The following is an 11,843-nucleotide window of genomic DNA, read 5'->3' as shown; positions in this document are numbered from 1 at the left end:
TCTCTGGCAATATATCCCCCAGGAAGTCTTTAGTCGTATTCAAACCGGACAGGTGAACGTTTTTGCTCAATTTCCCCCGGGTACCAATTTAAATACTAACCGTCAGGTGATGCGGGAAGTAGAAAAGATTTTATTATCACAGCCGGAAACTGAGTATGTTTTTACTACCAGTGGCGGTTCTCTTTTTGGCACAACTACCAATGAAAATATTTTGCGTGCTTCTAGTACGATTAGTCTCAAAAAAGGCACTAATACAGAAGCCTATATCGAACGCATGAGCAAAGCACTAGAGCAATTAAACCTCGTTAACGTGCGTTTGCGTCTCACCCCCGGTCAAGTGCGCGGTATTATTCTTAATAACTCTCCCTCCGTCGGTGCCGATGTGGATGTGATGTTACAGGGACGAGATGGGAAAACTCTAGAGCAAGCTGGTGAAGAAATCCTCGGTATTCTCGATGAAAAAGTACCTAGTGCGCGTTTTCGTGCCGATGCTGACCCCAGACAACCAGAAATTCAGATTAAACCCGATTGGACCCGCTTAAATAGTTTGGGATTGAGTACCCTGGAAGTGGGACAAACGCTACGGACCGCTATTCAAGGATCGATCCCCACCCAACTGCAACGGGGAGAAAGATTAATCGATATCCGGGTGCAATTAGACCCCAACTCGCGGCAAAAAATTAGTGACATATCACAAATACCTATTTTTGTCAATAGACAAGAAGACTTAAAATTAGCAGATATAGCTAGGATTGAAGGGGGAAAAACCCCCGGAGTCATCCAGAGAATTAATCAGCGTCAAGTTTTTATTATTATCGGCAGTTTGGTCGAGGGAGCGAAATTAAGTGACGCACTCGCGGGAGTACAATCGGTTTTAAACGCTACTCCCTTACCCGATGGTATCAGCATTTTACCCAGTGCTGCTGCCACGTCTAATCAAGAAATTCAGGGTTCTTTGGGTTTATTAGCGGGTTTATCGGTATTTTTAGTCTTTGTGGTCATGGCCGTGCAGTATAACTCACTCATAGACCCTTTGGTGATTATGTTAACCGTTCCTTTGGCCCTAGCGGGGGGAATTTTTGGACTATATTTGACCAAAACCCCGATTAATGCCATTGTCATCGTCGGGGTGGTGTTATTGGTGGGGATTGTGGTTAATAACGGGATTATTATGGTGGAATTAGCCAATCAATTGCGGCAAGAATTCGGTTTTACTCGACTACAAGCCATTTTAAAGGCCGCTCCCCAACGTTTACGACCGATTTTAATGACTACCGTGACCACGGTTTTAGGTTTATTTCCCCTCGCTTTAGGATTGGGAGAGGGGGGAGAATTCCTGCAACCTTTAGGAATTGTCGTTTTTTCGGGTTTGTCTTTAGCAACTCTGTTAACTCTGTTTATTATTCCCTGTTTTTACGTTTTATTCTCCAGAAAATAATCTTCTTGGGAATTATGAATTATGAATTATGAATTATGAATTATGAAGTGGGATAAAAAAAGTCTCCTGACTCCTGACTCCTGACTCCTGACTCCTGACTCCTGACTCCTGACTTCTCACCCAATGTTGGCTAAAGATAAGCAAAAATTATTGATTGACTCCAAAAACTTGAGAATATTTAAATTAACATTCCGCAATATTTATAAATTCTTAAGAATTAATTGAGAAAGATTTTTATTTAACAACGATGTTGTAATGGTTACAGCGATTTGATAGAATTTCATAGTGGCCTATTCTGTGCTTTTTTGGGCGGCAATGGCTGAAACCCTTGCCACACCTAGAAGGTGATCCTAATTAAGACGGGTAAATCAGTCAATTTCACCCACAACGATGATCTTTTTTTTGTGTAGTTTTATTGCAAAAAAAAAGTTTTTTTGACAAAAACCACAAAGTATGAATTATGAATTATGAAGTGGGGAAGTGGGGAAGTGGGGAATTTCAACTAAAACCCTAAAACCCTAAAACCCCATCACCCTATCACCCTATCTCCTGGCTTCTAACCCGACAAAAAACTTTTTGCCGCAAACCCTAAGTTAAATAAGCGATAGTTACCCCCGAACCGCCCTCATTTTGGGGTGCTAATTGAAAGCGTTTTACCTGGGGATGACGGGATAAAAAATCGTGAACACCTTGACGCAATTTTCCCGTCCCTTTACCGTGAATAATCCATAATATACCCGATGGGGTAGCCCTGACGATCGCCTGTTCGATATCCGTTTCTGACTCTGCCACCCTAGAACCGCGAATATCGACGGTATTGTTAGAAGTACGAATTAAAGGGGTCTCCTGGGGTTTTGTGGGAGTTTGGGGCAAATTTTTGGCAGGTTTTGGCACAGTTTCCACTTTTTGACCATCCAAAGACTCAATCTGGTCTAAGGGTAAGGTCATCTTCATCATACCGAAACGCAGGGAAATCTCCTCTGATTCTGGTGAAATTGCTAAAACTTCGGCAGTTTGTCCCAAATTGGGCAAGCGTACCCTTTCCCCCACTTGCGGACGATAATTAACCTTAGTTTTTTCCGTTTTTGGTAATAACCTTTCTGCGATCGCAGTTAACTCCTCTGTGGCTTTTTGGGCATCTCTACCGGTTTTTGTTCCCGCTTGCAATCGACGAATAACATCATTAATCTCTGCTTTTGCCGATAATAAAGCCTTTTGTATCTCCTGTTCCTGATAACGCTTTAATTCTCGCTCTCTCTCCTGTAGAGAATTGGCCCGCGTGGACACCTCTGTATAAAATTTCTCCGTTTGTTGGAGTAATTGACTAGCTTCTTGAGCTTTTGACTCCTGTTCCCGTCTTTGCGCTTCCAAACCAGCAATTACTTGATTTATCTCCTCCGATAACCCCCCCAGATGATTTCTCGCTTCGGCCACAATTTCGGCACTTAATCCCAAACGCTGGGCAATAGTTAAAGCATTAGAACGGCCCGGAATGCCCCATAATAGTCGATAAGTGGGGGAAAGAGTGCGATCATCAAACTCTACCGAGGCATTTTCAAAGCGAGAATCTCGATACTTTAACGCTTTTAATTCCCCGTAGTGAGTGGTAGCCACCGTCAGTAAACTATGATCGGCGAGGTATTGTAAAATAGCGATCGCTAAAGGACTTCCCTCGGCCGGATCCGTACCTGCTCCCACCTCATCGAGTAAAACCAAGGAACGAGAATTTAAAGCCGCTAAAATGCGGACAATCCGGCGAATGTGACCCGAAAAAGTCGATAAACTCTGTTGTAAAGACTGTTCATCCCCGATATCGGCTAAAACCTGATCGAACCAGGGTATCTCTACCGGTTCCCGCGCTGGAATAAACAAGCCCGCTTTCGCCATTAAAGCCGCTAATCCGAGGGTTTTTAAAGTAACGGTTTTTCCGCCGGTATTTGGTCCGGTGATGGCAACAACGCGAATTTCTGGGCTAATCTGCACATTTATTGGTATGACCTCCCCCCCCTGTTCATGGTGTTTTTGCCACCAGAGCAAAGGATGACGCAAATTCCGTAAAGTAATCGTTTCCGAACCATCGATAAAGTGGGGGGGATTACCCTCTAACCATAAACTGTAACGGGACCTAGCGGTGGCCAGATCGAGCCTAGTAGCGATCGCTAGTAAATATTCTAAGTCCTCAAAGGCTTCGGCGATTGTATTACTTAACTGCCGCAGGATTTTTTCTTCTTCGATTTGTTCCAGACGACGATATTGCCGCAGTTGATTGCCTTGGTCAATGATAGAGTGAGGTTCAATGTAAAAAGTCGCCCCTGTGCTGGAAGTATCGTGAATTATCCCGGGTATTTGCTCTTTTTGTGCTGCTTTGACGGGAATCACCCAGCGCTCGCTTCTTTGGGTAATGACCGCTTCTTGGATAGCACCGCCCTGTTTTTGCATGATATCCTGTAATTTTCGGTAAATTCGCTCTCTAATCACCTTCATTTGTCCCCGAATTTCGCGTAATTGGGGACTAGCGCGATCGGATATCCGGCCATCTTCATCGATACAACGGTGTATTTCCTGTTCTATCTCTGGATAGGTGCGAATTTCGGCTACTAACTCTTTTAAAACTGGTATATCTTCCTGTTCGTCAATTAAACGGCGTAAACGTCGCACTCCCGCTAAAGTCGTGGCAATATTTAAAAGTTCCTGTCCCGATAATAACCCCCCCAGATGCGCCCTTTCTAGGGCATCACCGATGTCGCTAATCCCATCAAAGGAAAGACGACTATCTAATTTTTGTTCTAAGCTATAAACTTCTTTGGTTTGGCAGAGTAGGTTTAAACTTTCCTCTTTGCTTTCTGGTAATGGCAATTGACGAATCGCGATCGCACCTAGTTTAGTCGCTGCAAAGGTAGCTAGGTGTTGACATAGCCGCGGCCATTCCAATAATTCTAGGGTTTCGTCTTGAATCAATTTTGTAGTTTTTTATAATACGCTTTGTATTTCTAGTCTAACCGGATTTGGTCTGATTTTTACAGGAGTGGGGTGTGGGGTATGGGGTGTGGGGAGATGGAGGGATTTCAACTAATACCCCAAAACCCCAACTCCCCAAAACCCTAACACCCAACCCCTAATCTGTATCTAAATTCCTTTCTGGAGAGAGAATTGCACCTGTTTAAATTCTTGTTTTAAACGTTGTTTGAGTTTGTCGGGGATGGGACGGGAACCGTAGGCGGTATAATAACCAGCTAGAGAGTTTAAAGCTGTTTGCATAGTAGTGAAAGAACGCAAACCCCCGGATTTTTTATCTCGTCGGTAGAGGGAGATGTAATCGTTGATTTGTTCCTTTGCTTGCGACTCAACTGCCGCTTTATTCGGGTCATCTTTGACTAAATCAAGGGCTGTGGTTAAACTTTCAATCACCGTCAGGGTATCTTTTCCATAATTGCCCGTTAACCCCGAACTACTAGAACAACCCATCAATCCGATGACCAGGACGAGAACCAAAGCTAATAAGCGAGAAATGTAAGGTTTTAGAGACATATTTTCAACACCATAAGTTAATCCCAAGTCACCTTATCCTATCAGGAAACCGTGACCAGTTCCCCAGGAGAGTCAACTGGCTGCAAAAATCAGGGGTCAAACAGGGGGCAAAGAGCCAAAATATAGGCTTTTTTGGCGGCAAAAGCCCTATTTTTGCCTAAAAGTTGCGATGCCATCAACTCCCTCGGGGTTGATTCTGGGCTAATTCGGGCTGCAATCAGGCACTGGTGGCGGTTTCAGGGTCGATCGAGATTGGATCTTGCGATCGATTAATCTAGAAGATAAGTAGGTAGGTGTTAAAAGTTGTCAGACACCCCCCTTATCAAGGGGGGCAGGGGGGATCCCCCCGCCTATCGGCACCCCCCTTATCAAGGGGGGCAGGGGGGATCAGAGGCAAAATCTATCTTCAATTTAATTATAACTACTTACTTAAAAATTCTTCGTTGCTTTCGTCCCCCTTCGAAAGAAAGAAAGTTACATTTTGTAATCTTTTGGCCGCTCAAGCTGGAACTAGGGTGAAATGGGCAGTTTGACGGTAAAGCTTGTTCCCTCACCCACTTGGCTATCTAGGGTGATTTCGCCACGGTGGAGTTCGACGCATTTTTTAACCACTGCTAACCCCAATCCCGTGCCAATAATATTTTCCACATTCTGACCCCGATAAAAGGGTTCATAGATCTTACCTCTATCTTCCTCGGCAATGCCGATCCCGTGATCCCGGACTTGAAAAACAATGCGATCGCTATCTTTCCCCAAAATCAAACTAATCCCTGCTCCCGTGGGGGAATATTTAATCGCATTTAAGAGTAAATTACTTAAAATCGAGTAGAGCAGTTTCTCATCTAGATAAGGACGGATCATCAATCCCTGACTGACAAATTTAATCGGCGTATTATTTTTATTGATAAATTGAAAATCCTCGACCAAATTTAAACAAAAAGCTTCAATATCGAGCGGCTCTAGCCGACAACTGAGATTACCAGATTCTGCCCTTGTTAAAATCAAAATATCTGTTAAGAATTGATTCATTAGCTTGACAGAAGACTGGATTCTATATAGGTTTTTTCTGCTCGACTGCTCTGCATCTTTTAAGCCATTTTCTAATAACTGCGAGGCAGAAAGAATTACGGTTAAAGGAGTTCGGAACTCATGGGATATCATAGAAAAAAGCTGAATTTTTAGATCGGAAAGTTCTTTTTCCTGTAGTAATAACCGGTGAATTTCATCACTTTTTTGTCGCCGTTTCTCTTGCCAAAAAACTAAAAAATAAACTCCGCAAATAATCCCAAAGCTAGTAAAAGTTCCCAGTAAACCCAACAGAGAATTTTCGCTAATACTATCCCTAGAACTAGCGATACTACTTCTTAAATTCCTTTTCTGACTAGCTTGTAAATAGGTAAGAAGATTTTGAAACTTATCCCGGACTTCGACACTTTTAACCGTGATTGCATCTTGAGAAATATCATCGGATCGATCGGATTTATAGGTAGCGATCGATTGATTAAATAAAGTAATTCGCCGATACATTAAATCCCCGATCTGAGTCACCATTTCCCGCTCGAAATCCGTGCCGTTTTCTAATTGTTTAGCCAAGAGTTGCCAGTTAGATTGCATCAAAGCGATCGCCCGACGATGACGGCCCAATTCACTGGGGCTGCCAGTTTTGATATAACCCCGTCTTCCCGATTCGGCCACCGCCATGTTAGCGTAAAGATTACTGAGATTATCGATGATCTCGTAGGTAACTTCCACCTCGGCAGCGCGCTGACGCAGAGCGAGGGTATTGCGATAGGAAACTAGGCTAATAGTTCCCATCAATAAGACAGTTAGCCCGAAACCTCCCGCGATCCATTTTCCTTGTTTGAGCCAATTCATCAGCAGCAAACCGAAGCTATTTCCAGCTTACTCTATCTAAATGGAGCAAGAGGACTCCCGTTAAATTTCTCCTTAATTAAAAATATACCAGAAATTAACGGGAGATGAATTGCCCCCAGAATCTAAACTAACGCGACAGCGTTTCCTAATAAGGAAAGGCTTGATTCTCAAGGTATGTATGAGCTTGACATATTTAAGCGGTAAGTGTTATAGTGGAAAGATAACACAGATGGGTCAGGCTGATGTTAAATGTTTTAAAAGTGAGAATATACCCAAACAAAAAACAGGAACTAGCCTTAGCTAAAAACTTTGGTTGCGTCCGTTTTGTTTGGAATTACTACTTAAATAAAACTAACAATCAGTACCTAGAGACTGGTAAAGGAATGACCTACTGTGACATGGCAAAAGACCTTACCCAACTCAAGAAACAACTGGATTTTGAATGGTTAGCTGAGGCTACTGCCGCTACCTTGCAGCAATCATTGAAAAACTTAGAATCTGCTTTTAAGAACTTCTTCTCAAAAAGAACAAAATTCCCTAAATTTAAAAGTAAGAACAAAAAACAATCAATCCGTTATCCTGAAAGTTGTTCAATTAGAAATAAGGGAATTAAGCTACCTAAATTAGGGGTTGTAAAAGCTAAGATTTCTCAAGTAATAAATGGTAAGATTAAATCCGTAACTGTTTCTAAAACCAGTACAGATAAATATTTTGCTGCCATCTTGTTTGAGATGGATGACTCAACAACCATTGAAAAACTAAAAATATCAGGGATAGACCTAGGTTTATCTTCTTTAGTTACGGTTTTTGATGGTGAAACAACCTACAAGATTGACCCAATCAAACCTACCAGAAAATATGCTAAACGTTTAAAGCGGAGACAACAAGCATTGTCTCGTAAAGCCAAGGGGTCTAATAATCGCCAAAAAGCCATTAAGGAGGTAGCCAAGGTTCACGAAAAGATAGCAAATACTAGACAGGATTTTCTTCATAAACTCTCCAGAAAGTTATGCGATGAAAACCAAATCGTTGTAGCCGAGAATCTGAATATTAAAGGGTTAGCAAGGACTAAATTAGCCAAATCAATACATGACGCTGGTTTTGGTATGTTGCTTAATTTCTTGGACTACAAGCTAAAAAGAGAGGGAGGAAAACTTGTAGAAGTTGACAGGTTTTATCCGAGTACAAAACTCTGTTCTTGCTGTGGATTTAAAAATGATTTATTGACTCTCAGTATTCGTGAATGGATTTGTCCAGAATGTAAGACGCAGCACGATAGAGATGAAAACGCCGCCAAGAATGTAAGGGAAGAAGGTATGAGAATACTGTCAACAAATACCGATGGACAGTCGGAATTTCAAGCTTGGGGAGAAACTGTAAGACTCGTTGGTACTTGTACCGAAAAGCGGGTTTCTGTGAATCAAGAATCCCCCGTCACAGCGTCAGCTTGACGGCGGGAGTGTCAAGTCTAGACCATGCGAATTTTAGTAGTAGAAGATGATATGCAACTAGCCGAGATTTTGCGAGAGGCGTTGAGCGAGCGACAATACGTTGTCGATGTGGCTAGAGACGGAGAAGAAGGCTGGAATTGGCTAGAATTAGGCAAATATGACCTTTTAGTTCTTGATGTCACCCTGCCCAAATTAAGCGGAACTTTGCTCTGTCAACGTCTGCGACGAGCGGAATCCCATCATCCCGTCTCTGCTAATGCCACCGTTCCCGTTTTATTATTAACCGCAAGGGATACGGTAATCGATAAAATCGACGGATTAGACGCAGGGGCCGATGATTATGTCACTAAACCCTTCGATTTGGGCGAATTAATGGCGCGGATTCGGGCCTTGATCCGACGCGGCAGCAGCACCAGCAGTGTTTTATTATCTTGGGGGGGTTTGCAGTTAAATCCCAGTACCCACGAGGCCAGTTATAACGGTCAATTTCTTTCCCTCACCCCCAAGGAATTCGCTCTCTTAGAATTACTTGTTACCCATGGGCGCCGGGTCTTAAGTCGATCGGGTATTATTGAGCGAGTTTGGTCTTTGGACGATTCTCCAGCCGAGGAAACCGTTACTTCCCATATTCGCGGTCTTCGTCACAAGCTAAAATCCCTCGGTGCGCCGGAAGACTTTATTGAAACCGTTCACGGTCTTGGTTATCGTTTAAAGTAATATCTGCCTTGGGACAGTAGACAAAATCATTTCTGCACGGAATCTGCACGAAGTTTGCAGAGGGTTTCCATAATCACCCGTTAAATTAGAAAGTTAGACAGGTGCAGGACTTCTAGACAATCAGAGCGGTCAAACCTGTGACTTTCCTCTCCTAAACGGGGCTGCTTGAGATGATTTATACGCGACTTGACTATCACGGCTGGCAGATTGAATTGATCCTAGAAATGCAGGGTTATTCTTTTCAATGTTGGCGAGTGGATGGCAGGGAAGGAATTAGCGATTGCCTAGTTTATGCCACCTCTGAACAAGCTTTAGCCGCTGCCCGACGCAGAGCGGATCTAGAGTCCGCTTGTCTTGCCCTACTGCGATTTCTCAATGATATCGGCGGCCGGAATTATTATCTCAGCCGCGATGATCGCGATGCTCTTAGCCAGTCAATTTTAGAATATGCCCGTCTGGGTGGTGTTTCCTAATTTCTTCCCCGGAAGTTTTCCCCTGATTGAGAATGATTCTCGCTCCGATTTATTGATTTTCAGGCCAGTTTCGGTAATAGAATCGTGACAGTGGTTCCATTACTGGGGATAATAGCAATTTCGATCGAGCTACCGTGTAGTTCCACGCATTTCTGCACCACCACCAAACCCAACCCTGTCCCAGCGATGTGACGGACATTTTTATATAGGGTTTGCGGCAAAAAGTTTTTCGGTGGTGGCAGGGTGTGGGGTGTGGGGTGTGGGGTGTGGGGTTTTACCAGTTTTGAGGTGGCCAATTACCTAATTTTCAGGGAAAAAGTGCCTAAATTTCCCCCCGATCACTCCCAGAGCCAGTACTTTTTGATTGACAAAAGATCTAAAAGTCTTACCCAACAAGGTTTTTAGATTTATTCAGCCAGCCCTGTATAACTGTTTGGATCTTCTCTGCTTTGAGAAATTGCGATAAAATTAACGATCATAGCGATCAATAAAAAAATTTTATGGTTGTCACTGTTAATAATTCCCTGACACTAAGGGAATTTCTGCAATTACCAGAAACTAAACCCCGCAAGGAATTTATTGACGGTCAAATTATTCCTAAACCGATGCCCCAAGGTAAACATAGCACTATTCAAGGTGATTTAGTTCCAGCTATTAACGCCAGTCTAAAACCCCAACGAATTGCCCGTGCCTATCCTGAATTGCGTTGTACTTTTGGCAGTCGTTCTCTAGTTCCTGATGTTTCAGTTTTTCTCTGGGAAAATATTCCCCGCGATGGCGAGGGAAAAGTATTAAATAATTTTGCGATCGCTCCTGACTGGTTAATTGAAATTCTCTCTCCCGATCAAAATCAGACTAAAGTTGTTAAAAATATTCTTTATTGTCTGGATCACGGCACTCAAATGGGGTGGTTAATCGATCCAGAAGAAGAAATTATCTTTGTTTATTTTAGTGATCGAACTATCGCTATTTTTGAATCAGAAAATGCTCTTTTACCCGTCCCCGCTTTTGCTACGAATTTTCAAATCACCCTCGGTCAATTATTTGACTGGTTAAGAGGTTAACGGATTATCAGTTACCAGTTATCAGTTAAGTAGCTGGTTATAATTAAATTAAAAATGGATTTTAGGTTCGATCCCCCCTGCCCCCCTTGATAAGGGGGGTGCCGATAGGCGGGGGGATCCCCCTTAATAAGGGGGGCATCTGATAATTTTTAACGCATACCTACTTATCAGTTATCAGATATGAGTTATCAGATATGAGTTTTTAGTTTCCAGATTTGAGTTATCAGTTCACTGATTACTGATCACTGATTACTGATAACTGATTACTGTTCACTGTTTAGCTGACACTTTGAAACAATTGGGTCCAATCGAGATTGGGTGCGTCTGAGGGGGCAACAATTTCGAGAATTTTATTGTTAGCGGCGGGATAAAATAAGGATTCTACGCAAACCGAGGCCACTTTTGTGCGGGGAATATTGCCCTCAGAAAGGGTATCGGCGGATGACATTTTAATGGCATTAAGATTATCCTCGTTTTTAAGGCCGCCGGGGCGCACAATCGTGTAGGTTAAGCCACTATTGATTAAATAGTCCTCCGCTTGTTTTTTCCAGAATAAAATTAACCAAAAGAGATTGAGAGGATGGAAAAAGTTCGATACACAGAGGGAAGTAACGAGAACAAAATGTTCGATTCCTTTCTTTTTGGCGGCATCGATGAGATTTTTAGTTCCCAAGTAGTCCACTAACAAAGGTTCCGTGGGATTAAAGCTCGGTCTGGCTCCCGTGGCGCATAGCAAAACGCTACAATCAGCGATGAGTGCCTCTAACTTATCGGCCTGTTGGACATCTCCGACGACGATTTCCACCCCTGCTGGCAAAATTTCTGCCGCTTTCTCTGGGTTTCTCACCAAAGCACGCACGGGAATCTGACGTTCGACTAATTGGGCAACGATTCTCCGTCCCGTTTCCCCCGTGGCTCCTGCTACAAATGCTTTCATCGCTTCTTGACCAAATAGTTTTTAACAATACGTTACACTAATCTCAATTCTACAAATTTCCCTGATCCTTTGGCAGTTAATCCCCAACTGTTTCTAGCACTATCATTTTCCAGGTTTTAAGTCATGCAGCGTCCCCCCATTAACTCCCTAGCTCTCGAATCTGTAGAAGTCAAAGAAGACAATCAATTTCTCGGTTTTCAAACCCATTTTGCCGGATGTATGGATATGTATAGCAATCAGGACAAGGTTGCCGATTATCTGCGCGCTCACGAAGGTTGGTTTTGTCGTTGTGCCGAACCGATGAAAACTCTGCCCTTCGGTGACAATGGTTATATTATCACCATCGGTAAATATGGAGCT

General features: G+C 43.0%; 11 protein-coding genes. 6 read left to right on the top strand and 5 right to left on the bottom strand.

From position 1 onward, the window contains the following. Positions 1-1,438 (top strand): efflux RND transporter permease subunit (locus PX484_RS17035; RefSeq protein WP_288104880.1); only part of this gene is annotated, 1,438 nt, incomplete at its 5' end. Between the two features lie 588 nt (positions 1,439-2,026). On the opposite strand, the gene PX484_RS17030 is transcribed toward PX484_RS17035, so the two are convergent. The 3 genes from PX484_RS17030 to PX484_RS17020 form a co-directional block, all read right to left on the bottom strand. Next, the gene (locus tag PX484_RS17030) at positions 2,027-4,396 is read right to left on the bottom strand and encodes an endonuclease MutS2 (RefSeq protein ID WP_287766475.1); all 2,370 of its coding nucleotides are present in this window, start codon (positions 4,394-4,396) and stop codon (positions 2,027-2,029) included. Positions 4,397-4,564: 168 nt separating this feature from the next. Further along, positions 4,565-4,966: a photosystem II protein Psb27 gene (gene psb27, locus PX484_RS17025; protein ID WP_012265509.1), complete on the bottom strand. Its 402-nt coding sequence runs from the start codon at positions 4,964-4,966 to the stop codon at positions 4,565-4,567. A gap of 510 nt (positions 4,967-5,476) precedes the next feature. After that, complete coding sequence (locus PX484_RS17020) at positions 5,477-6,841, bottom strand: sensor histidine kinase (protein ID WP_287671414.1); 1,365 nt, start codon at positions 6,839-6,841, stop codon at positions 5,477-5,479. Between the two features lie 242 nt (positions 6,842-7,083). On the opposite strand from PX484_RS17020, the gene PX484_RS17015 reads away from it, so the two are divergent. The 3 genes from PX484_RS17015 to PX484_RS17005 all read left to right on the top strand — a co-directional run bounded on the left by PX484_RS17015 (position 7,084) and on the right by PX484_RS17005 (position 9,482). Further along, positions 7,084-8,292 (top strand): RNA-guided endonuclease InsQ/TnpB family protein, encoded by a 1,209-nt coding sequence (locus PX484_RS17015; RefSeq protein ID WP_287671412.1) that lies wholly within the window; start codon positions 7,084-7,086, stop codon positions 8,290-8,292. A 24-nt stretch (positions 8,293-8,316) separates the two neighbouring features. Then, positions 8,317-9,009: a response regulator transcription factor gene (locus PX484_RS17010; RefSeq protein ID WP_002801205.1), complete on the top strand. Its 693-nt coding sequence runs from the start codon at positions 8,317-8,319 to the stop codon at positions 9,007-9,009. 170 nt (positions 9,010-9,179) lie between these two features. Next, positions 9,180-9,482, top strand: a complete 303-nt coding sequence (locus PX484_RS17005) for a hypothetical protein (RefSeq protein ID WP_287671410.1) — start codon at positions 9,180-9,182, stop codon at positions 9,480-9,482. A 59-nt stretch (positions 9,483-9,541) separates the two neighbouring features. Here PX484_RS17005 and PX484_RS17000 read toward each other — a convergent pair whose 3' ends face one another. Beyond that, the gene (locus tag PX484_RS17000; RefSeq protein WP_287671408.1) at positions 9,542-9,778 is read right to left on the bottom strand and encodes an ATP-binding protein; all 237 of its coding nucleotides are present in this window, start codon (positions 9,776-9,778) and stop codon (positions 9,542-9,544) included. 204 nt (positions 9,779-9,982) lie between these two features. Between PX484_RS17000 and PX484_RS16995 the strand changes: the two genes are divergently transcribed. Beyond that, entirely contained in the window at positions 9,983-10,546 is a 564-nt protein-coding gene (locus PX484_RS16995; protein ID WP_287671406.1) for a Uma2 family endonuclease, read from the top strand. A gap of 277 nt (positions 10,547-10,823) precedes the next feature. Here PX484_RS16995 and PX484_RS16990 read toward each other — a convergent pair whose 3' ends face one another. Continuing rightward, positions 10,824-11,483, bottom strand: coding sequence for an SDR family oxidoreductase (locus PX484_RS16990; protein WP_002803673.1), 660 nt, complete (start codon positions 11,481-11,483; stop codon positions 10,824-10,826). A 123-nt stretch (positions 11,484-11,606) separates the two neighbouring features. Between PX484_RS16990 and PX484_RS16985 the strand changes: the two genes are divergently transcribed. Further along, a partial coding sequence (locus tag PX484_RS16985; RefSeq protein WP_288104878.1) for a DUF1997 domain-containing protein occupies positions 11,607-11,843 on the top strand: 237 nt, incomplete at its 3' end.

It is taken from the genome of Microcystis sp. M49636_WE2 (assembly GCF_030065375.1).
Lineage (GTDB): Bacteria > Cyanobacteriota > Cyanobacteriia > Cyanobacteriales > Microcystaceae > Microcystis > Microcystis aeruginosa_C.
This window is presented reverse-complemented; position numbering and strand designations above follow the sequence as displayed.

Bases quoted from the DNA above. Each gene is read 5' to 3' on its own strand.
- PX484_RS16995 (WP_287671406.1), top strand. From the start codon at position 9,983: ATGGTTGTCACTGTTAATAATTCCCTGACACTAAGGGAATTTCTGCAA.
- PX484_RS17005 (WP_287671410.1), top strand. From the start codon at position 9,180: ATGATTTATACGCGACTTGACTATCACGGCTGGCAGATTGAATTGATC.
- PX484_RS17015 (WP_287671412.1), top strand. From the start codon at position 7,084: ATGTTAAATGTTTTAAAAGTGAGAATATACCCAAACAAAAAACAGGAA.
- PX484_RS16990 (WP_002803673.1), bottom strand. From the start codon at position 11,483: ATGAAAGCATTTGTAGCAGGAGCCACGGGGGAAACGGGACGGAGAATC.
- psb27 (WP_012265509.1), bottom strand. From the start codon at position 4,966: ATGTCTCTAAAACCTTACATTTCTCGCTTATTAGCTTTGGTTCTCGTC.
- PX484_RS17010 (WP_002801205.1), top strand. From the start codon at position 8,317: ATGCGAATTTTAGTAGTAGAAGATGATATGCAACTAGCCGAGATTTTG.
- PX484_RS17020 (WP_287671414.1), bottom strand. From the start codon at position 6,841: ATGAATTGGCTCAAACAAGGAAAATGGATCGCGGGAGGTTTCGGGCTA.